Consider the following 21,226-nt stretch of genomic DNA (forward strand, 5'->3'; position numbering starts at 1 on the left):
CGAGTACCCGCAGGTGGCCTGCCGCTGCCGAACGCCGAGCGACCCGACGGCTGGCCGGACGGGGAGTGCCCGGCGCCCCAACCGCCGACCATCGGGGCGCCGGGCAGGCTCGTCAGTGCAGCGTCACCTCGGCGACGAGCTGCCGTCGGTGGTCCACCCGCCGCTCCGGTCCGGTCAGCCGGACCGGGACGGTGTGCCGGTGGTCGGCGCTGGAGGCGGAGAGCCGCAGCTCCAGATCGCCGGGCTCGACCACCCGGTGACCGAGCCGACCGGTGAACGAGGAGAGGTCGGCGTGTACCCGGAAGTCCACCTGCCGGGTCTGGCCCGGGTCGAGCGGCACCCGGGCGTAGCCGATCAGCCGGACCACCGGCCGGGTCACCTGGGCGACCGGGTCGTGCAGGTAGAGCTGCACCACCTCGGTGCCGCGCCGGTCGCCGTCGTTGCGGACCGAGACGGAGACGGTGACGGCGCCGTCCGTCGGCACCTCCACCGGCCGGTCCGCGACCGGCACCGCGTCCTCCACCCGCACCTCCGGCCAACTGAACCCGGTGTACGACAGGCCGTGGCCGAACGGGAAGAGCGGGGTCGGGTCGACGCTGCTGACCTCGGTCTTCTGCCCCAGCACCGGGTTGAGGTAGCTGCTCGGCTGGCTGCCCGGGGTACGCGGCACACCCACCGGCAGTCGGCCGGACGGGCAGACCGCTCCGCTGAGTACCCGAGCCACCGCCGGCCCGCCCTCCTCGCCGGGGAAGAACGCCTGCACCACCGCGGCGAGCCGGTCGACCGAGTCACCGAGCGCGTACGGGCGGCCGGCGAGCAACACCAGCACCACCGGGGTACCGGTGCCCAGCAGTGCCGCCAGCAGATCCGGCTGGGCGCCCGGCAGTCGCAGGTCGCCGGTGTCGCAGCCCTCGCCGGAGGTGCCCCGGCCGAAGAGTCCGGCCCGGTCGCCGAGTACCGCCACGCAGACGTCCGCCTCGGCGGCCACCGCCACGGCCGCGCTGATCGCCTCGGCGTCCAGCTCGGCCGGGCCGTCGACGGTGCCGCCCGGGGCGTACTTGATCGGGGTCTCCGGCAGCTCGGCCTGGAGCGCGGCCAGCAGGGTCGGGATCTCGACCCCGTCCGGCAGCTCCGGATGCTGGCCGCCGACGTGGCCGGGGAAGGTGTAGCAGCCGAGCATTCCGGCGACGTTGTCGGCCAGCGGCCCGACCACGGCGATCCGGCTGTCCGGGCGCAGCGGCAGCGTGCCGGAGTTCGCCAGCAGCACCACCGACTCCTCGGCGATCTCCCGGGCCAGCGCCCGGCTGGCCGGCGGGTCGAGATCGACGGAGCCCTCGGCGATGCCCGGCGCGTCGCCGTTGCTCCGCTCGCCGGTGCCGGCGAGCGCGGGCGGCATCGCCGACCAGTCGGCGTCGAGCAGGCCGAGTTCGCACTTCTGCCGGAGCACCCGGGTCACCGCCGTGTCGACCAGGGACTCCGGCACGGTACCGGCGCGGACCGCGTCGATCAGCGGGCTGCCGTAGCAGTGTGCCGCCGGCAGTTCGACGTCCACCCCGGCGGTCAGCGCCAGCGCCGCCGCCTCGCCCAGGTCGGCCGCGACCTTGTGCAGCCGTTGCAGGAAGCTGATTCCGAAGTAGTCGGAGACGACGGTGCCGGTGAAGCCCCAGTCGTCCCGGAGCAGCCGGGTGAGCAGTTCCGGGTCGGCGGCCGGCGGAACGCCGTCGATCTCGGTGTAGGCGTGCATCACCGACCTCGCGCCGCCGTCCCGCAGGGCCATCTCGAAGGGCGGGAGGAGCACGTCGGCCAGTTCCCGGGGGCCGGCGCTGACCGGCCCGTGGTTGCGGCCCGCCCGGGAGGCCGAGTATCCGACCAGGTGCTTCAGGGTGGCGACCACGCCGGTGGACTCCAGGCCCCGGACGTACGCGGTGCCGATGGTGGCGACCAGGTAGGGGTCCTCGCCGATCGACTCCTCGCAGCGCCCCCAGCGCAGATCCCGGATCACGTCCAGCACCGGCGCCAGCCCCTGGTGTACGCCGAGCCCCCGCATCGCCGAGCCGATCTGCCCGGCCATCCGCTCGACCAGCTCCGGGTCGAAGGTCGCGCCCCAGGCCAGCGGGGTCGGATAGACAGTCGCCTTCCAGGTCATCACGCCGGTCAGGCACTCCTCGTGCGCGATGGCCGGGATGCCGAACCGGTTGGCGGCGACGATCTCCTCCTGCATCCGGGCCAGGGCCCGGGCGCCGAGGGCGGGGTCGACGGGCGCGGTGCCGAACGCCCGGGTGAGCTGGCCGAGGCCGGCGCTGATCAGGCCGCGCCAGTCCGGGGCCTCGCTGGTCATCTCGTGCTGGTGCGGCGCCAGGTCCTCGCCGGTGGCGTCGCCACCCACCCAGACGCCGTACAACTGCGCTATCTTCTCCTCCAGCGAGAGCCGGGTGACCAGATCCTCGACCCGCAGGGTCACCGGCAGGCGCGGGTCCTGCCAGCGGGGCAGGGCGCCGGGAGCGGGGCTGTCGCTGGGCGCCGCGTCGTCCGTCGGGACGGTCGCGGTGAGCTGTCCGTCGTGCGGATGCCCATCGTGCACCCCCGTGACCTCAAGCCGCCCGACGTCGGTGGTGGTCCGACCGGTGTCGGCGGCATTGCGGTTGCTGCTCACGGGCAGCCTCCTGTCGCTTGTTGCTGGCCTCTTCCAGAGCCGCCGCGCGTCGAGGTGAGGTGTGGACGCGGGCGCACACGTACTTCCGACATGTTTCCGGAAAGCCTGGCTCGCGTCGAGAGGGTACTTCAACCGAAAGTAGCTCGTAGGTACCCGGAGGGCACAAGCCTTGACCGTTTGTTCACGGCGTCGTAGCGTGCGCCGCATCACGGCGAATTATCGGGCCGGCACCGAAAGTTTGCGGATTCGGCTTTGCGGGGTGCGGGAATACCCGGCAGTCATGCGCGTCTCGGGCCCGTGCCGGCGGTCGAAGGGATGGCGGCTGATGCGACGACCCTCCGGGACCAACCGAACGGTATCCCACTGTCCGGACGCGCCGTGCGTGACGGTCATCTCGCGTGCGGCGGATGGCGTGGTCGGACCCGGCTGAATGGCGGGTGGGGGAACCCGCCGAGGACGCGGGCGGGCCGGCCGGGCGGGGACCGGCTCGTCCGCCCTCGGTGGAGCTGATCTAGACCGTGCCGGGTACCGGTGATACATTGACGACCGTCTCTGTCTCGTCGGGCGGCCGTGCCCGCGGAAGAGGTTGGCCCGCCTGGAGGTGCGGCATGAGGAGTAGTCGGCTTCTCGTCACGGGTGCGGCGCTCGCCGTCGTACTCGGCGGCGCCGGGTTCGCCGTCGCCGACACGACGTCGGCGCCGGGCGACGGGGTGGGGGTGCTGGCCGCCGGCGAGTTCGACTTCAGCCGGCCGCAGACCGTCGCCACCAACCTCCAGGCGCCCTGGGGCATGGCCTTCCTGCCGGACGGCAGCGCGCTGGTAGCCGAGCGGGACACCGCCCGGGTCGTGCAGGTCCGCCCGGGGCAGAGCCCGCAGCAGGTCGCCACCATCTCCGGCGTCTCGCCCGGCGGCGAGGCCGGGCTGCTCGGCCTGGCCGTCTCGCCGACCTACGCCAGCGACCGCTACGTGTACGCCTACTTCACCTCGGCCAGCGACAACCGGATCATCCGGTTCCGGCTCGACGCGCCGCAGACCCAGACACCGATCCTCACCGGGCTGGCCCGGGCCAGCTTCCACGACGGCGGCCGGATCGCCTTCGGCCCGGACGGCATGCTCTATGCCGGTGTCGGCGACGCGGGCCAGACCGCCAACTCGCAGAACCCGTCCAGCCGCAACGGCAAGATCCTGCGGATGCGGCCGGACGGCAGCGCCCCGCCGGACAATCCGACCGCCGGCTCGCTGGTCTACAGCCTCGGCCACCGCAACGTGCAGGGGCTCGCCTGGGACGCCCAGGGCCGGCTCTACGCCAGCGAGTTCGGGCAGAACACCTGGGACGAGGTCAACTACATCGTGCCCGGCGGCAACTACGGCTGGCCGACGGTGGAGGGCCAGGGCAACGACCCGCGGTTCCGGAACCCGATCGTCACCTGGACGACCGCCGAGGCGTCGCCGAGCGGTGCCACGATCGACGGCAACATGCTCTTCGTCGCCGCGCTGCGCGGCACCCGGCTCTGGCAGGTACCGCTGAACGGCAGCGGCGGGGTGGCCGGCAGCCCGACCGCCCAGCTCACCGGCCAGTACGGTCGGCTGCGTACCGTCGAACGCGCCCCGGACGGCTCGCTCTGGGTGGCCACCAGCAACCGGGACGGCCGCGGCTCGCCGGCCGCCACCGACGACCGGATCCTCCGCTTCCTGCCGGTCGGCGCGACCCCGACGCCCACCGCGACCACCCGGCCGCCCACCTCCTCGCCGACGCCCAGCGTCCCGCCGACCAGCACCCCGCCGCCGGGCAGCGGTGCCTGCACCGCCACCTACCGCCAGGTCAACCAGTGGCAGGGCGGCTTCCAGGGCGAGGTGACGGTCCGCAACAACGGCACCAGCACCCTGAACGGCTGGACCGTGCGGTGGACCTTCGCCAACGGGCAGACGATCAGCCAGCTCTGGAACGGCACGCTGACCGCGAGCGGCTCCTCGATCACGGTCCGGAACGTGAGCTGGAACGGCACCCTCGGCGCCAACGGCTCGGCCACGTTCGGCTTCCAGGGCTCGTGGACCGGGACCAACACCCCGCCGGGCAACCTCACCTGCACCAGCCCCTGAGACTGTCGTCGGCGGTGGCCGGGCGCCCGGCCACCGCCGAGCGTCCGTGAGCCGAAGAGTCCCACCGGCAGCGGCGCGGCTTCTCCAGCTCGACGACACCGTCGAACATCACCTTCGGCTTGCGACCACCCGCCAACGCGTCCTGATGTGCGGTAACTCCTCGGTAAGCGCCGGTCGACGGCGGCGTCCCGGCTCCCGACGTCGGACTTCCGCAGCCTCCCGGGGCGGTGGTGCTCAGCCCGGAGTCGGACCGGCGGTCCGGGCCGGGACGAGTTCCGGGTACGGCGTGCGGATCGGGGTCAGCGTGGCGAGGGCGGCGATGCCGAGGCAGGTCAGGCCGGCGGCGAGACAGACCGCCGCGGTGCCGTACCGGGCCACTGCCCCGGTCAGCACGGCCGCGCCGAGCGGGCCGAGCGCGGAATGCAGGGTCCAGAACGCCGAGGTCACCCGGCCGAGCAGGTGATCCGGGGTGACCTGCTGGCGCAGCGACATCGAACAGATCCCGGCGAGGCTGGTCCCGAACGTGTAGGCGGCCACCAGCAGGGCCAGCGCCGGTACGTCCCGGGTCAGTCCCGCGCCGACGACGGCCAGCCCGCTGAGCGCGTACGCCCCGATCCAGCACGGGCCGAAGCCCAGCGACCGGCGTACCGGGGCGACCAGCAGTGCGGCCACGATGGTGCCCCCGGCGGCAGCGGCCAGGACGTACCCGACGGTGCCGTCGGAGCGGCCGAGGTCGTGCTTGACGTGGTAGATGAAGACGTCGGTCAACCCGATGGTGAGGAAGGTCAGGAACGACAGCAGGAGCGTCAACGTCCGCAGTACCGGATGCCGCCAGAGGAACCGGACCCCGACCAGCAGGTCCGACCAGCCGGAACGGCCGGCCCGGGGATCCGGCGTGGAGTCCGGTGTGGAGTCCGGCGACTCCGGCGCGGTGCCCGCCGAGGCGGCCTCGACGCGATGGGTCACCAGGGCGTCCTCGGCGTGGTGCGTCGTCGGGGCGTCCTCGGCTCGGTGCGTCGTCGGGGTGCGGAGCCGGACGAAGCAGAGGCCGAGCGCGGAGAGGGCGAAGGTGCCGGCGTCGACGGCGAGCGCGGCGGCCGGCCCGACGGCGGCGGAGAGCAGCCCGGCCAGTACCGGGCCGATGATCCCGGCCGCCGCGTACGTCGCGTAGAGCTGTCCGTTCGCCCGGGTGATCTGGGCCGGACCGACCAGCGCCGGCACGGCGGCGACGTAGCCGACCTGGAAGACCATCCCCACGGCGGCGCAGGCCGGCGCGACCAGGTAGAGCAGCCAGAGCTGCGGCGCGAAGAGCCAGATCACCGGGATGCTGGCGTATCCGACGGCCCGGAACAGGTCGCAGCCGAGCAGCAGGAGTCGCCGGTCCACCCGGTCGACCAGATGGCCGGCCACGATCCCGGCCGCCACCGACGCCGCCCCGACCAGTCCGGTCAGCAGGCCCATCCGGGCCACCGAGCCGGTCGCGTGCAACACCAGCAGCGGTACGGCGAGCAGAGAGAACGAGTCACCCAGTGCGGAGAGCGCCTGACCGGCCCAGAAGAGCGGGAAGTCGCGGCGGCGCCAGAGCGTCCCGCTGCCCGGCGTCCCGCTGCCCGGCGTCGCGGTGCTCACCTGCCGGAGCTGGCCGACCGGGGCAGGCCACGGAGGGTGTCGACGATCCACTCCTCGGCCCGGACCCGGGTCACGCCCAGCCCGATCAGGACCCGCGCGCCCGGCTCGGTCTCGGCGGCCAGCAGCCCGAGCAGGAGGTGCTCGGTGCCGACGTAGTTGTGGCCGAGCCGCAGTGCCTCGGCGAAGGTGCGGTCCCGTACCTGCTTGGCGGCGGTCGAGAACGGTAGGTGCTCCGCCGCGCCCGCCTGCCCGACCAGGTCGGGGGCGGTGGCGTGGACGGCGGTCCGGACCGCCTCGGCGGAAACGCCCAGCGCCGCGATCGCCCGGCCGGCCAGGCCGTCGGGTTCGTGCAGGATGCCGAGGAGCAGGTGTTCGGTGCCGACCTCGGCGCTGCCGGCGTACCGGGCCTCCGCCTGGGCCTGGGTCACCACGTTGCGGGCCCGGTCGGTGAACCGGGCGAAGGCGCTGGCCGGGATCTGCTCGTCCTGGTCGGACCGCCGGGTCACGAAGCGCTTCTGCACGGCCTGCTTGCTGACCCCCATGCTCTGGCCGATGTCGGTCCAGGAGGCACCGGAGCGGCGGGCCTGGTCGACGAAGTGCCCGATCAGGTGGTCGGCGAGGTCGCCGAGATATTCGCCGACCAGTACCGCGTCGGTGAGCCGCTCCAGGGCGTCCCCGGTGGGGTGCTGGCGGCGGACGTACTCGATGAGGTCGTCGAGGCGTACCGGAAGTCGCTCCATGCGTCAACCGTAGGTTGACGGTCGGTGTCCGTCAACCTACGGTTGACCCCGTTGCCTCGGCGGGGCCGGAGTCAGGTGCCTCGGCGGGGCCGGAGTCAGGCCGGTACGACCGACGAGCGCCCCCGCCCGCCGGTGGCCTCCCGCATGCCCCGGACGGCGAGCTGGTCCGCCCGCTCGTTCTCCGGATGCCCGGCGTGCCCCTTGACCCAGTGCCACCGCACCTGGTGGCGGGCGGCGGCGGCCTCCAGTCGCTGCCACAGGTCGGCGTTCTTGACCGGCTGCTTCGCGGCGGTCTGCCAGCCGTTGCGCTTCCAGTTCGGCAGCCACTTGGTGATGCCGTCCCGGACGTACGTGCTGTCGACGTAGATCTGCACCGTCACCGGGCGGGTCAGGCTCTCCAACGCCTGGATCGCCGCCATCAGCTCCATCCGGTTGTTGGTGGTGGCCACCGCCTCGCCACCGTGGAGTTCCTTCTCCACCGTGCCGTACCGCAGCACGGCGCCCCAGCCGCCGGGACCGGGATTGCCGCTGCACGCGCCGTCGGTGTAGATCTGCACGACCTGCTCTGTCACCCGGGCAACATACCCTGCCCGGTCAGCCGAACAGGGCGCTGACCGACTCCCCGTTGTGGATCCGGCGCATCGCCTCGGCCAGCGCCGGCGCGACGGAGAGTACGGTCAGCTTGTCGGTGTGGTCCCGGGTCGGGATCGGCACCGTGTTGGTGCAGACGATCTCGGCGACGTCCGGCTCCGCGGAGAGCCGGCGCAGCGCCGCCGAGGCGAACAGGCCATGCGTGCAGGCCACCCGTACGCTGCGGACCTTCTGCTCGCGCAGCCGGTCGAGCAGCTCGAACACCGTGCTGCCCTTGGCGATCTCGTCGTCGAGCACGATGACGTCCCGGTCGACCACGTCGCCGATCACCGTGCTGATCACCACCTTGTCGTCGGAGAACCGCTGCTTGGCGCCGGCCGCCACCGGCACCTTCAGCATCCGGGCGAACGCGGCGGCCTGCTTCGCGTTGCCGAGGTCCGGCGAGACCACCACCGTGTCGGCGAGGTCGTACCCCTGGAAGTGCGTCGCCAGCTCACGTAGCGCGTGCAGGTGGTCGACCGGGATGCTGAAGAAGCCGTGCACCTGCGGCGAGTGCAGGGTGATCGCCAGGATCCGGCCGGCGCCGGCCGTGGTCAGCAGGTCGGCGACCAGCCGCCCGCCGATCGAGATGCGCGGGGCGTCCTTCTTGTCGCTGCGGGCGTACGCGTAGTGCGGCATCACCACCGTGATCCGGCCCGCCGAGGCGCCCCGGGCCGCGTCCAGCATCAGCAGCAGCTCCACCAGGTGCTCCTGGACCGGTGGCACCAGCGGCTGGATCAGGAAGACGTCCCGCTCCCGGCAGTTCGCCTGCAACTGCACCTCGAGGCAGTCGTTGGCGAACCGGGAGATCCGGGTCGGGAGCAGGGGGACGCCGAGATGCTGGCAGATCTCGGTGGCCAGCTCGGGGTGGGCACTGCCGGTGAAGACCGCGATGTCACGCACGGGGGCCACTCTAGTGAACGGCCTAGCGCGCCGGGGCAGGACACGAAGCCAGCGGTCCCCGGCGCGGCGCCGCCGAGACCGACCCGCACCGACGGGTCGTACACCCGCCGGGTTGACGGTGATGTGTGGCCGTTGGCGGCGGTGTGCCGGCGTTGTCGCTTTGCTCGGTGACCCCGATTGTCCGCCCGATCGAGTTCGGTCGACGGGTGCCGGGGGTAAGGCGCGGTCATTTCGCGCCGGCAACGATCACTTCGCGGCCGGCGCCGACCATGTCCGAGCAGAGGGGGAAACGAGATGGCTCTCACCCGACGCGGCTTCCTCGAAGCGTCCGCCGTGACGGCATTCGGTTCACTGTGGACGCCGGGGGACCGGCCGGCGCCGCCGGACTTTCCGGCGGAGATACCCGTCGAGCGCGAGGCGTACCGCAACTGGGCCGGTGAGATCCAGGCGGACGGGGTCTGGACCTGCACGCCCCGGACGGCGGCCGACGTGGTGACGGTGACCAACTGGGCGTACCGGCACGGCTACTCGGTCCGGGCCCGTGGCTACCGGCACACCTGGGCACCGCTGACCGTACCGGCCGATGGTGCCGCCGACCGGACCATCCTGGTGGACACCACCCGGCACCTGACCTCGATGGCGGTGCTCTCCACCGCACCCGCGGCGGTACGCGTGCAGGCCGGCGCCTCGATGGACGACGTCCTCGCCTTCCTCGAGGAGCACGGGCTCGGCGTCACCAACACCCCCGCCCCGGGCGACCTGAGCGTCGGCGGCGTACTGGCGATCAACGGCCACGGCACCTCCGTGCCGGCCGACGGCGAGACCCTGGCACCCGGGCACACCTACGGGTCGCTGAGCAACCTCGTCCTCTCGCTCACCGCCGTGGTCTGGGACGCGGCGGCCGGCGGGTACGCGCTGCGCACCTTCGACCGCGCCGATCCGGACTGTGCGGCGCTGCTCACCCACGTCGGCCGGGCCTTCGTCACCGAGGTGACGATGCGGGTCGGCGCCAACCAGAACCTCCGGTGCGTCAGCCGGGTCGACATCCCCGCCGCGGAGTTGTTCGCCGCCCCGGGCACCGGCGGCCGTACCCTGGCCAGCCATGTCGCGGCGGCCGGCCGGGTGGAGGCGATCTGGTTCGCCTTCACCGACAACCCGTGGCTCAAGGTGTGGAGCGTCAGCCCGAACCGGCCGCTGACCTCCCGCCCGGTGCTCACCCCGTACAACTACGTCTTCTCCGACAATGTCCCCGAGCCGGTCTCCGAGCTGGCCGAGCAACTGCTTAACGGGGCGTGGGCGCTGACCCCGACGTTCGGGCAGGTGCAGTACACCACCGCCGCCGTCGGGCTGACCGGCACGCTCGCCACCGACCTGTGGGGGCCGTCGAAGAACCTGCTGCTCTACGTCAAGCCGACCACGCTGCGGGAGACCGCCAACGGGTACGCGGTGCACACCGACCGGGGCTCGATCCAGCGGGTGGTACACGAGTTCGCCCGGTTCTACCAGCGGCAGTTGGCCGCGTACCAGGCCCGGGGCGAGTTCCCGGTCACCGGGCAGGTGGAGATCCGGGTCGCCGGAGTGGACCGGGCCGCCGACGTCGGCGTACCCGGGGCGGAGTCGCCGGCGCTGTCGGCGGCCCGGCCCCGGGCCGACCACCCGGAGTGGGACAGCGTGGTCTGGTTCGACGTGCTCACCTTCCCGACCGCGCCCCGGGCGCACGCCTTCTACCGGGAGATGGAGACCTTCTTCTTCACCAACTACTCCGGCGGGTACGCCGGCAGCCGCGTCGAGTGGTCGAAGGGCTGGGGCTACACCGACTCCGCCGCCTGGGCCGACCCGACCATGCTGACCCGGACGGTACCGGACTCCTACCGACACGCGCCCGACCCGACCTGGGACCGGGCCGTGGCAGAGCTGAACGGCCACGACCCGCACCGGGTGTTCAGCAACGCCTTCCTCGACGTGCTGCTGCCCGGCACACCCTGATCCCGGCCTGCGCCCTGAGCGAACACGGCTGGCCCGGCGCCGCCCCGCGATGCGGAAATGGAACCGGCACCGTGGAGCGACCGGGGGAGGAAACGATGCGTGGTGGTGCGGCGTACGACGAGATCGCCGACTGGTACGAGGCGGAGTTCCTGCCCCAGCGCGCCGTCGCCGACGACGAACTGGAGATCGGCCGGACCCTGCGGCTGCTGCTCGGTCCCGGCGACGGACCCTGCCTGGAACTCGGCTGCGGCACCGGCGCGTACGCCGACTCGATCCGCTCCCTCGGCCGCACACCGATCGGCGTCGACCTCTCCGCCGGCATGCTCCGGTACGCCCGGCGCCGCCTGCCGATCGTGCGGGGCGACGCCACCCGGCTGCCGGTCCGGGACGGTGCGCTGCCGGCGGTGGTCGCGGTGATGGTGCACACCGACATGCCCGGATATCCGGAGGTGCTCCGGGAGGCGGCCCGGGTACTGGCCCCCGGTGGGACCTTCGTGCACGTCGGCGTCCACCCGTGTTTCTGCGGCGGGTTCGCCGACCGTGCCGACCGGAACGCGGTGCTGATCCGCCCCGGCTACCGGGACAGCAACTGGACGAAGGAGTCCTGGACCGACCGGGGGATCCGGGACAAGGTCGGCGCGACGCACCGTCCGCTGGCCGAGCTGCTGCACATGTTCCTGGACGCCGGGCTGGCCTTCGAGCGGTTCGCCGAGGGCGGCGCACCCACCCCGATCGTCTTCGCCGTCCGGGCCCGGCGATCAGGCTGATTCGCCGTCCGGGTCCGGCGGTCAGGCTGAGCCGGTCGCCGGGTCCGGTCGGCCGTTGCCGCCGAGTCGGCGCAGCGCGGCGTCGTGCAGCGCCGGGGTCCGGGCGAAGAGCGACGGCCCGGCGGCCGGCCGGCGTTGCCCGTCGAATCCGCTGTACCGGCCACCGGCCTCGGTCACGATCAGCGAGGTGGCGGCGAAGTCCCAGACCTGCCCCCGGGTCTGCACCGCGAGGTCCAGCTCGCCCCCGGCCACCAGCAGCGCGGCGTGGGTATGCCACGGGGTCGGGGTGGTGACCGCCGCCAGCGGGGCGATCATCTCGCGTTCGGCCGGGTAGACCTGCTCGTCCGGCGGTACGACCCCGAGCCGGCTGCCGGGCAGCGGGTCGGCCGCGTCGGACCCGGCCGTGCTCCCGGACGGCGCGGCGGCGGTGTGGAGGCGCCGTTCCCCGGTCAGCTCGGTCCCGGCGATCTCCGCCTGGTAGGCGCCGCCGCCACGCCGGGCCCACCAGATCGTCCGCTGGGCCGGCACGACGGCCACCCCGACGACGATCTCGCCGGCGTCCTCCAGCGCGACGAGCACCTGCCAGCGGTCGTCACCGGCGACGAACTGCGCCGTACCGTCGATCGGGTCGACGATCCAGCGCCGGGTGGCCTGGCCGGTCTGCCCGACCTCCTCGCCCAGGATCGCGTCGGCGGGCCGCGCCCCGGCCAGTACCTCCCGGATGGTGGCCTCGACGGCCCGGTCGGCCTCGGTCACCACGGTGCCGTCCGACTTCCGCTCCCGGTCGAGCCGGCCGAGGTCGGCGAAGTACCGGAGGGCGACGACGGCGCCGGTCAGCGCGGCTCGCCGGGCAAGGAGAAGATCGTCTTCCACCCACCCATCCTCGCTCGCGCCGCTGTCCGGGACGCGACCGGGTGGCGAGCACATCCGGAATCGACCCTTCCGGGCTGGTGAACGACGGGACGGCTCAGCCGTTCACCGGGGTCATCCGCAGGGCCAGGGCCGGGCACATCCGTACCGCCTTGCGGGCGCCCCCCTCCAGCCAGGTCGGCACCGGGGTGGACGGGAACGACGGGAAGCCGTTGGTGTCCAGCCGGACGAACTCCGGCACCACGCTGGCGCAGAGCCCGTGCGCGTCACACCGGGACCAGTCCACCACCAGCTTCGAGGTCGGGGCGTCGGCCGCGTTGGGCAGCCCGAGGACGCCCTTCACCCGCTTGCCGCAGGTGCCCCGGGCGGCGTGCGCCTCCAGGTCCTCGGTGAAGATCTCCAGGGCCGAGGTGGCGAACCGGGCCGTGCCGTCGGGGTGACTGCACGCGCCGCGACCCTTCACCGCACCGGCCGCCGCCCGGACCACCTCTGCGGCGGCGCTGCCACCGACGATCAGGTCCAGCGAACGGGCCAGGTCCGGCAGGCCGAGCCGGCACGGCCCGCACTGCCCGGCGGACTCACCCGCGAGGTAGGTGACGACCTGGGCTGCCTCGCCGAGCGGGCACACCTCGGCACTCAGCGGCATGATGATGCCGGCGCCGAGCGCGCCGCCGACCTTGGCGAAACCGGCCCGGGACACCTCGGCGGTGGCGGCACCCTCCGCGCTGATCCACTTGCCGTGGTAGCCGCCGGTGAGCACACCCGGACCCTCCGGCGTTTCGCAGAGTTCCAGTACGTCCCGCAGCGGAATGCCGGTCGGGCACTCCACCACGGCCGGGCGCCCGGCGGCCCCGGTCACGGTGAGCAGTACGGTGCCGGGCTCGTCGGCGGTGCCGACCGTGCCGTACTCGTACGGGCCGAGCCGGGCCGCCAGGGCGAGCTGGGCGTACGTCTCGGCGTTGGAGAGCAGTGTCGGCAGGCCGCCCACCCCGGTGTCGCTGGCCCGTACCTTGCGCCCGGGCGGGATGTGCGCCTCGCCGTTGATCCCGCGTACCAGGGCGCCGCCCTCGCCGGAGATGAACCGGTGCGGCACGGTGACGATGCCGGTGCGTACCGGCATCCGGCGCTCGGCCAGCGCGGCGGTCAGCGACGCCTCGCCGATGCCGTCGTCGGCGACCCCGATGACGATCTCGTCGGCGTCCAGGGCGTATGCGGCGATCGCGGCCCCGTCCAGGATCAGGTGTGGTGCGCGGGTGAGCAGCGCCTTGTCCTTCCAGGCGCCGGGCTCGCCCTCGGTGGCGTTCACCACCACGACGGTCGGCAGGTCCTGCCGGTCCGCCGACTCCAGCACGGCCCGGAACTTGCGGGCGAACGGGAAGCCGGCACCACCCTTGCCCTTCAGCTCGATCCCCTCGACCAGTCGGAGCAGGCCCTTGGGGGAGAGCGGGTTGACGGCACCGTGCACCGTCTCGTGCGCGGCCAGGTCGAGCCGGCCGAACTCGTCGAACCCGGCGGTGAGCCGGGGCTCGCCGAAACAGGCGACCGGGGGTACGGCGGTCAGACTCACCGCGCTTCACCTTTCAGGCTGGTCCAGTACGCGCCATCCTCGCCCGCGTCGTCCGAGTCGTCGTCCCGGCGCCGGGAGGACCGGCCGGACGGCTCGTCGGATCTGCGGGACCGGCGGGTGGCGACGTCGATCAGGGCAGGCTTGTCGTCGTCGTCATCGTCGTCGTCCGCCCGGGCGACGAGGTTGGGCTCGTACCGGGCGGCCCGGCCCCACTCCGCGGTGCTCTCCTCGGCGTCGTCGGGGCCGCGACCACGGCTGTGCCGTCCGGAGCGGTCGGCCGGTTCCTCGTCGGCGGCCCGCCGTCGCCGGCCGCTCCGGGTGGCACCGGTCGACGTCGGCTCGTCGTCGGGCTCCCGCCACGACCGCCGCCCCGATCCGTCGGTGTCCCGTCGCGACCGCCGGCTCTCGCCGGGCTCGTCGCGCTCGATGCCGGCCGACGTGTCGTCCCCGGCGCGCGGCCGACGGTACATCGCGTCGTCCTCGCCGCCCCGTGGGCGCTCCCAGGAGTCTCCCGACTCGTCGGCGACCCAGCGCCGTGGGCTGTCCCAGGGCAGCTCGGCGTTGCGGGGCCCGCCGTCCGGGTCCGCCCCACCCGACATGCTGCCCGGCGGCGGCACCTCGGGTACGGCGAACCGGTCGGACCGGCCCCGGGGCGCGTGGGTGCTGTCCAGTTCGCCGGCCCGGGCCCAGGCGTCGATCGCCGCCTCCGAGCCGCCGCGCAGGTCGGAGAGGCTGTCCCGGCGTCGCCGGCCACCGCCCATGGTGTCGTCCACCCGGCCGCCCGAGGTGTCCCGGTCGTCGCGGCCGGACCGGCGCCCCGGCTCGGCGCGCCGCCCGCTCAGGGTCTCCGAGTCGTCCCAACGGTTGCCGCGGCCCTCGCCGCGCCGGCCGGCTGAGGTGTCGTCCTCCCACCGGGTACGCCGGCTCCGGCCGCCGTCCCGGCCCGGGGAGTTGGCCCGGCTGGCCCGGATCTCGTCGGCGGTCCGGCGCTTGGCCGGCGCCATCGAGCTGGTCCGGCCGGCCGGACCAGGCTTACCCGGCCGGCCCGGCTTGCCGGGTCGGCCGGCCGGCGACAGTGCACCGGTGGTCTGGCCCAGCTCCGCCCGCTTGCGACCCAGCGTGACCGAGAGTCGGACACCCAGCAACGCCAGCACCAAAGCCATACAGAGCAGATAGCTGAGCGTGACCCAGGTGGCTGCGGCCCGACCCGCCTGGAGCCCGTGCACCAGCGCGATCGGCCACGAGACGTACGAGATGCTGTGCAGCGTCCGCCACAGCCACGGCTTGCCGACCCCGGCGAACCGGGCCCGGATCAGACCGGTCCAGAGCACCGCCACCATCATCGCCCCGGCGATGGTGCCCAGCCCGACGTAGACGTCGGCACCGTTGACGAACGGCAGGAATGCCTTGTCGGGGCTGATGTGCCCGGCCGCGATCTTGGTCAGCGCGTGCAGCACCAGGGCGAGGACCGCGATGATGCCGAGTGACCGGTGGGCCGACTGGAGCAGCACCCGGTGCCGGATCAACAGGACGATCCGGTCGGTCGCCACCAGACCGACCATCACGGTGATGCTGAGCGACACCAGGGTGGCCGGTCCGGCGAAGAACGTCATGTAGACGAACACGTAGGCGTTGAGCTGCCCACCGATCGGGCTCAGCATCGCCGCCGCCCAGAGCGCCGCCAGTGTCGAGACGACGAGCAGGGCGACCGCGCCCTGCGGCTTGGGTGTGCTTCCCCGGCTGGTGAAGCTCATGGGGACGCTGGCACGCTGAATCTGTCTCGTCCGGGCCATCTGCTCCTCGATCTTCCGCCTCGGCGCCCACCACCACGCCCCGCCTGCCCGCTCGTCGCGCGACGAGCACGGCGGCCTATTGTGCCCCGTCCTGATCGCGCCACTTTGGGCGGAGTCGTACCGCCGCGCGTCACTCGACGGCGGTCCGACCCCCATCAGGTACGGGAAAACGGGCCGGGGGGATGAGTCCCGTGCCGATTATGTTTCACGATCGGTGGAGTTGGCTGCCCCCGGGGGGTGGGCAATCTGGGGTCAACCGGTGAAGAGCTTCGCCGCGGTGATGACCGTCTGTACGACACCGTACCCGAGGAGGGCGGCGACCAGCAGCCACGAGATCCAGAGCCGGCCGGACTGGCCGTTCGGTTGCCCGGTCATCGGGTGGTACTCCTCTCGGTCCCGGTCGCCTCGGCGGCCGTTGCGGCGGCGGTGTTTCTGGTGTCCGACCGCTTACCGTCTGTCGCGTCCGGAAGCGGCGCGTCCGGAGCGGTTGCGTCCGGAACGGGTGCGTCCGCCGGCCGGGCCGGCTCGTGGAAGCGGTCCGGTACCGGCCGGATCAGCAGGTTCGCCGCGAACCCGATGGCCAGTACGCCGACCATGGTGAACAGTGCCGGACGGTAGGCGGAGGCGGTGAGGGTACCGGGCCTGCCCTGTGCGTCGAGGAAGCCGTTGATGATCAGGGGTCCGGCGATACCCGCCGCCGACCAGGCGGTCAGCAGCCGACCGTGGATGGCGCCGACCTGGTAGGTGCCGAACAGGTCCCGCAGGTACGCCGGCACGGTGGCGAAACCGCCGCCGTAGAAGGAGAGGATGACGCAGGCCAGCAGGACGAAGAGCGCGGTGGCGGTGGAGCCGACCAGTGCGAGCAGCGCGTACAGCACCATGCCGACGCCCAGGTAGACCATGTAGATCGGCCTGCGTCCGATGATGTCCGAAGTGGACGACCAGGCGAACCGGCCGGCCATGTTGAACAGCGACAGCAGCCCGACGAAGCCGCCGGCCGCCGCGATGGTGACACTGGAGGTGCCGCCGTCCCGGAAGAAGTCCTGGATCATCGGGCTGGCCTGTTCGAGGATGCCGATCCCGGCGGTGACGTTGCAGAACAGCACGATCCAGAGCAGCCAGAACGAGCGGGTCCGGATGGCGTTCGCCGCCGAGACGTTCGCCGTGGTCACCAGTGGCTTGGCGGCCACCGTACCCGGATCGAAGCCGGCGGGACGCCAGCCCGGCGCCGGCACCCGGACGTTGACCACCCCGAACATCATGATGGCGAAGTAGCCGACGCCGAGCGTGACGAAGAGCCCGACCAGGGCGCCCCCGGAGGCGACCGAGGCGGAGTTGGCCGGGTCGTAGCCGGAGTCGTAGAGCGAGAGCAGTTGCCGGGAGAGCGGGCTGGCCAGCATCGCGCCGCCGCCGAAACCCATGATCGCCAGACCGGTGGCCAGGCCGGGACGGTCCGGGAACCACTTGATCAGCGTGGAGACCGGCGAGATGTACCCGATGCCGAGGCCGATGCCGCCGAGGAAGCCGTAGCCGAGGTAGACGAGCCAGAGCTGCCCGGTCGCGATGCCGAGCGCGCCGACCAGGAAACCGGCTCCCCAGAAGGAGGCCGAGACGAACATCGCCTTGCGCGGCCCGTTCGACTCCACCCAGGTCCCGCCGAGCGCCGCCGAGAGGCCGAGCATCACGATCGCGATGCTGAAGATGACCCCGATCGCGGTCTGGCTCGCGTCGAAGTGCGCGATCAGGGAGTTCTTGTAGACACTCGTCGCGTACGCCTGGCCGATGCACAGGTGCACGGAGAGTGCCGCCGGCGGTATCAGCCAGCGACTGTATCCCGGTGGGGCGACGGTGTGCTGGTGGTCGAGTGCGGACATCAGCGACACGACGTACCTCGCTTGCGGGCAGGGCGGGCGTGGCGCGGTGCGGTGCAACGGATGGATCGTCCCGCGTCGACGTCAGCCGCGACGGCTTTGCTCCTCGCCCGGAACCTAGTCCCCGGCGCGCGGCGCCTTGATCATCGATACCTCGCCGATCGCCGGACGGTCGATCGGCTGAGCCGAACGGTCGTCCGTATACCGTACGCGGTCGTCAGTTCGGCCGGGCGGTGGCGGTGAGTGCGGCGGCGATCCGGGGCAGTGCGGTGCCGATCGGCTCCCGGACCACCTCGTCGGCCAGGTCGTCGTACGGCGTCGGGTCCCGGTTGACGATGACCAGCCGGGCGCCGGCCTCCACCGCGAGCCGGCACAGCGAGGCGGCCGGCTCGACCAGCAGCGAACTGCCGACCGCGAGCATCACCTGACTCGCCGCCGCGATCCGCTTGGCCTGGTCGAGCGTGTCCGGATCGAGGTACTGGCCGAAGAGCACCACGGCGAGCTGGAGGACGCCGCCGCAGTCCCGGCAGGCCGGATCCGGCTCGCCGGCCGCCACCCGGTCCAGGGTCGCCCGTGCGTCGGACCGGACCCGGCAGCCGGTGCAGACCACCGAGCGCATGCTGCCGTGCAGCTCCAGCACCTTGCGGGCGGCGATCCCGGTCATCTGGTGCAGGCCGTCGACGTTCTGGGTCAGGATCCGCACCGCGAGGCCGGCCCGGTCCAGCTCGGCCAGCGCGTGGTGCGCGGCGTTCGGCTCGGCCCGCCAGGCGGCATGCCCGAGATAGGTACGCCAGAACCGGGCCCGCACCTGCGGATCGGCCATGAACCGGTCGTGGGTGAACGCCTCCGCGAGCTTCGGGTCCCGGGTCCAGACCCCGTCCGGTCCCCGGTAGTCGGGTACCCCGGAGTCGGTGGAGATGCCGGCCCCGGTCAGTACCGCGACCCGCCGGACATCCCGGCACCATTCGGGGATCATCTCCACGTCGTCCATGACCGGCGATGGTAGGCGGCGGTAGCGGGCGGAGGCGACGTGATTACCGGGCCGGTCGGCGCTCCATTGGCAGCCAACCTGCGACGCCGACCCTCGGCGACCGCGGTCCAGTGGCGTCCTACGATATGTACGTGCGGTTGACTCTCGACTCAGAAGAACTCGATCCACCTGAGACGTTGTGGATCCGGGGTGCGGTGCGTGCGGTTGACGACGCCGCGCTCGGCGCCCAGGATGTGAAGGTCGACGACGACGGACTTGAGTGGAATGGGCCTGATGGCATCCGCAAGTGGCGGTTGATTCTGATTGAGGGAAACCGTGCACTACTGTACGGGCACCATGTTTTCGACAGCCACACGCTCAATCACAAACCAGCGATTGACCTGCTCGCCGACTGCCCGAAATGGCTTCCTGTGCAGCGACTTCGGTCGTTGATGGACGAGACGGGAATTGGCTTCGTCTACTGGTGGGTCAACGGAGCCTGGCGTTACTCGGACTACCCTGGGGAGTTCGTTGATGACGGCCTGTACGGCGGTGTCCAAGATGTGACCAGCGATCAGTTCATCGTCGACTACGGATCCCAGGACAGAGGAAGACTGACGGCGTTCCTGGAGCGGGCGAAACGGCGGGATGTCGACGAGGCGGCCGTCGAGGCTCTGTTCAGCGGCAGCGATCGAGCCGATGTGGCCGCCGCATTGGCGTGCGCGCGCAGGGCCGGCCTCGTCGTTGGTTCCGTCCTGCCGTACCGCCCGGTGCCTCGTCGACGTCCCAGATGACGCCAGACTGGGCGGCACGGGGCTGACCCGCCGACCGGACCCCGGCGACCCTGCCCCGGTCGCCGGGCGCGGGTCGGGTGGGTCGTGGCGGTGCGCCGCGGACCCACCCGGGAACGATGGCCCACCCGGGAACGATGGAGCCTCACGCGATCATGCCGGTCCCGACGACCTCCACGTCGTCGTAGGCGTACTCCAACCGGTCGGTCACGTCGACCACGCCCGGCACCGCGTAGCCGAGTCGTACCGCGATCTGCGCGGTGCTGCGCCGGTCCACCCGGCCGCGAAGCGAGACCACGCCGTCCCGGACGGCGACCCGGACCACCCCCTCCTCGATGCTCAGCACCCGGCGCAGCACGTCGTCGACGACGTCGGCCCGGATGTCGGCGTCCGGCCGCAGATAGACCTTGAGCAGGTCGCTGCGGGAGACGATGCCCTCCAGTCGGCCGAGGTCGTCCACCACCGGCAGCCGTTTCACCCGTTCCCCGTCCATCAGCTTCGCCGCCGTGGTCAGCACCGTGCTCCGTACCACGGTGATCGCCGGTGCGGTCATGAGCTGTTCGGCGACCGAGGCGACCGCGTGCGTCCGGGCCACCCGCTGCCGACGGCCGACGAAGAGCCGGGGCTCCGGCTGACCGGTGAACTCGACCTTGGCCAGCAGGTCCGACTCGGAGACCACGCCCTGGACCCGCCCGGACTCGTCCACCACCGGCACTCCGCTGACCCCCCGCTCGGCGAGCAGGCCGACGATCGCCCGGTACGGCGTCTCCACCCCGACGGTGACGACATCCGTGGTCATCACGTCCTGCACCTGCCACTGTCTCATCACGACCCCTTCCGCCGGGCTCCGGACGCCTTCCCGACGTCCCACCCCGACGCTAGGACCGGCTTCTGGGCCGGGACAGGGCCGACCGGCCCGCCGGGGCGGGCGCTCCGGCCCTGTCCGCCCCGGGTCGCGCTCGGCTGTGCTGGTAGGCAGCCGACCAGCGGCCCGCTGGGCGAGAACGGACCGACTCGAAATGGGTACCAGACGTGTTCGTGCAGGCCATACCCGGCGCCGACGCGCTCGCCATCGACGGCGGAATCGTGCGGATCCGCGCCGTCATGCCACAGGACCGGGACCGGCTGACCGAGCTGTACCGGCGCAGCTCGCCGGAGAGCCTGCGGATGAGGTTCTTCGCCCTGCCCGGTGAGCGGACCATCGCCGCCGAGGTCGACCGGCTCTGCCGGCCCGCGTCACCCGCCGAGCACGGCGCCGTACTCGCCGAGACCGCCGGCCAGCTCGCCGGGGTCGCCTCCTACGGCATCCCGGTGGTACCGGCGCTCCGGGTGGAGAGCGTCGCGGACGCGCTCGCCGCCGCCGACGGGTTCGGCTACCCGGTCGCGCTGAAGGCCGCCGATCCCGACCTGGTGCACAAGAGCGACGTGGGCGGGGTGGCGCTGCACCTGACCGGCCCGGAGCAGCTCCGGGCGGCGTACCCGGGGGTGTCCGGAGCCGCCGGGCCGGCCGGCCCGGTACTGGTGCAGCCGATGGCGCGCGGCCAACTGGAACTGGTCGCCGGGGTGGTGCACGACCCGCAGTTCGGCTCGCTGGTGATGATCGGGCTCGGCGGGGTGCACACCGACCTGCTGGGCGACCGGTCGCTGCGGCTGACGCCGGTGACCGACCTGGACGCCGGCCGGATGTGGCGCTCGCTGCGCGCCGCACCGCTGCTCACCGGCTACCGGGGCGCCCCGCCGGTCGACACCGCCGCCGTGCAGGACCTGCTCTGCCGGCTCGGTCGGCTCGCCGAGGATCTGCCGGAGGTGGCCGAACTCGACCTCAACCCGGTGCTGGTCGGCCCGGACGGGGTGGCGGTGGTCGACGCCAAGCTGCGGCTCGCCCCGGTCGGCGCGGAGCCCGACCGCATCCTGCGGCACCTCCGGGCCGCCGGATGAGCCGGCGGCCGGAGATGTC

Annotated in this window: 17 protein-coding genes; 5 read left to right on the forward strand and 12 right to left on the reverse strand. The window is 72.8% G+C overall.

Annotated features, from left to right (window positions below; genetic code table 11):
• Positions 1–112: 112 nt before the first annotated feature.
• The gene (locus tag Pma05_RS08235) at positions 113–2,653 is read right to left on the reverse strand and encodes a beta-xylosidase/alpha-l-arabinosidase (RefSeq protein ID WP_239311932.1); all 2,541 of its coding nucleotides are present in this window, start codon (positions 2,651–2,653) and stop codon (positions 113–115) included.
• Between the two features lie 608 nt (positions 2,654–3,261).
• Here Pma05_RS08235 and Pma05_RS08240 point away from each other — a divergent pair.
• Positions 3,262–4,752 (forward strand): PQQ-dependent sugar dehydrogenase, encoded by a 1,491-nt coding sequence (locus tag Pma05_RS08240; RefSeq protein ID WP_203856707.1) that lies wholly within the window; start codon positions 3,262–3,264, stop codon positions 4,750–4,752.
• A 234-nt stretch (positions 4,753–4,986) separates the two neighbouring features.
• Here Pma05_RS08240 and Pma05_RS08245 read toward each other — a convergent pair whose 3' ends face one another.
• The 4 genes from Pma05_RS08245 to Pma05_RS08260 form a co-directional block, all read right to left on the reverse strand.
• Positions 4,987–6,381: an MFS transporter gene (locus Pma05_RS08245; protein ID WP_203856708.1), complete on the reverse strand. Its 1,395-nt coding sequence runs from the start codon at positions 6,379–6,381 to the stop codon at positions 4,987–4,989.
• Positions 6,378–7,121, reverse strand: a complete 744-nt coding sequence (locus Pma05_RS08250) for a Clp protease N-terminal domain-containing protein (RefSeq protein ID WP_203856709.1) — start codon at positions 7,119–7,121, stop codon at positions 6,378–6,380. The genes Pma05_RS08245 and Pma05_RS08250 overlap by 4 nt, the downstream gene beginning before the upstream one ends.
• 95 nt (positions 7,122–7,216) lie before the next feature.
• Positions 7,217–7,693 (reverse strand): ribonuclease HI, encoded by a 477-nt coding sequence (gene rnhA / locus Pma05_RS08255; RefSeq protein ID WP_203856710.1) that lies wholly within the window; start codon positions 7,691–7,693, stop codon positions 7,217–7,219.
• Positions 7,694–7,715: 22 nt separating this feature from the next.
• Entirely contained in the window at positions 7,716–8,654 is a 939-nt protein-coding gene (locus Pma05_RS08260) for a ribose-phosphate diphosphokinase (RefSeq protein WP_203856711.1), read from the reverse strand.
• A gap of 294 nt (positions 8,655–8,948) precedes the next feature.
• Between Pma05_RS08260 and Pma05_RS08265 the strand changes: the two genes are divergently transcribed.
• Together Pma05_RS08265 and Pma05_RS08270 are read left to right on the forward strand one after the other, a co-directional pair.
• Positions 8,949–10,640: a cholesterol oxidase substrate-binding domain-containing protein gene (locus Pma05_RS08265; RefSeq protein ID WP_203856712.1), complete on the forward strand. Its 1,692-nt coding sequence runs from the start codon at positions 8,949–8,951 to the stop codon at positions 10,638–10,640.
• Between the two features lie 95 nt (positions 10,641–10,735).
• Positions 10,736–11,407, forward strand: coding sequence for a class I SAM-dependent methyltransferase (locus Pma05_RS08270; RefSeq protein ID WP_203856713.1), 672 nt, complete (start codon positions 10,736–10,738; stop codon positions 11,405–11,407).
• A gap of 21 nt (positions 11,408–11,428) precedes the next feature.
• Here the strand turns inward: Pma05_RS08270 and Pma05_RS08275 are convergent, their stop codons facing one another.
• The 6 genes from Pma05_RS08275 to Pma05_RS08295 all read right to left on the reverse strand — a co-directional run bounded on the left by Pma05_RS08275 (position 11,429) and on the right by Pma05_RS08295 (position 18,499).
• Positions 11,429–12,280: an inositol monophosphatase family protein gene (locus tag Pma05_RS08275; protein WP_239311935.1), complete on the reverse strand. Its 852-nt coding sequence runs from the start codon at positions 12,278–12,280 to the stop codon at positions 11,429–11,431.
• Positions 12,281–12,374: 94 nt separating this feature from the next.
• A complete protein-coding gene (locus Pma05_RS08280; RefSeq protein ID WP_203856715.1) occupies positions 12,375–13,844 on the reverse strand; it encodes an NADH-quinone oxidoreductase subunit NuoF family protein in 1,470 nt (489 codons plus the stop codon).
• Positions 13,841–15,598 carry a hypothetical protein gene (locus tag Pma05_RS08285; RefSeq protein ID WP_203856716.1) on the reverse strand — a complete coding sequence of 586 codons (1,758 nt, stop codon included), beginning with the start codon at positions 15,596–15,598 and terminating at the stop codon, positions 13,841–13,843. Before Pma05_RS08285 ends, Pma05_RS08280 begins: the two co-directional genes overlap by 4 nt.
• Positions 15,599–15,889: 291 nt before the next feature.
• A complete protein-coding gene (locus Pma05_RS43425) occupies positions 15,890–16,012 on the reverse strand; it encodes an MFS transporter small subunit (protein WP_275413568.1) in 123 nt (40 codons plus the stop codon).
• Positions 16,009–17,514, reverse strand: coding sequence for an OFA family MFS transporter (locus Pma05_RS08290; RefSeq protein WP_203856746.1), 1,506 nt, complete (start codon positions 17,512–17,514; stop codon positions 16,009–16,011). The genes Pma05_RS43425 and Pma05_RS08290 overlap by 4 nt, the downstream gene beginning before the upstream one ends.
• A 211-nt stretch (positions 17,515–17,725) precedes the next feature.
• On the reverse strand, positions 17,726–18,499 hold the full coding sequence (locus Pma05_RS08295) for an SIR2 family NAD-dependent protein deacylase (RefSeq protein WP_239311938.1): 774 nt from the start codon (positions 18,497–18,499) through the stop codon (positions 17,726–17,728).
• Positions 18,500–18,630: 131 nt separating this feature from the next.
• Between Pma05_RS08295 and Pma05_RS08300 the strand changes: the two genes are divergently transcribed.
• Entirely contained in the window at positions 18,631–19,272 is a 642-nt protein-coding gene (locus Pma05_RS08300) for a hypothetical protein (protein ID WP_203856717.1), read from the forward strand.
• Positions 19,273–19,414: 142 nt separating this feature from the next.
• Here Pma05_RS08300 and Pma05_RS08305 read toward each other — a convergent pair whose 3' ends face one another.
• A complete protein-coding gene (locus Pma05_RS08305; RefSeq protein ID WP_203856718.1) occupies positions 19,415–20,095 on the reverse strand; it encodes a CBS domain-containing protein in 681 nt (226 codons plus the stop codon).
• A 206-nt stretch (positions 20,096–20,301) separates the two neighbouring features.
• Between Pma05_RS08305 and Pma05_RS08310 the strand changes: the two genes are divergently transcribed.
• Positions 20,302–21,207, forward strand: a complete 906-nt coding sequence (locus tag Pma05_RS08310) for an acetate--CoA ligase family protein (protein WP_239311940.1) — start codon at positions 20,302–20,304, stop codon at positions 21,205–21,207.
• The last annotated feature ends 19 nt before the right edge of the window (positions 21,208–21,226 follow it).

It is taken from the genome of Plantactinospora mayteni, assembly GCF_016862935.1.
GTDB classification, from domain to species: domain Bacteria; phylum Actinomycetota; class Actinomycetes; order Mycobacteriales; family Micromonosporaceae; genus Plantactinospora; species Plantactinospora mayteni.